The organism is Planomonospora algeriensis, assembly GCF_977012225.1.
In genome coordinates, this window is sequence record NZ_CDRNDK010001170.1 from 1 (window position 1) to 249 (window position 249).

1 protein-coding gene is annotated in these 249 nt (G+C 72.3%); it reads left to right on the top strand.

From position 1 onward, the window contains the following. Positions 1-22: 22 nt before the first annotated feature. Positions 23-249 (top strand): response regulator (locus ACWJ6R_RS38285; RefSeq protein ID WP_449066841.1); only part of this gene is annotated, 227 nt, incomplete at its 3' end.

Here is a 249-nt window from a genome sequence, read left to right on the forward strand (position 1 = left end):
CGAGGTGAGGAGAGCTGACGGCATGGATGTGATTCGCGTGGTCCTGGTGGACGACCACGAGGTGGTCCGGCGCGGCGTGGCGGCCCTGCTCGACTCCGAGGACGACATCCAGGTGGTCGGGGAGGCGGGGACCGCCGAATCGGCCGTCACCCGCATCACCGCGCTCCAGCCGGACGTGGCGGTGCTGGATGTGCGCCTGCCCGACGGGAGCGGCGTCGATGTGTGCCGCGAGGTCCGCTCCCGCCTGCC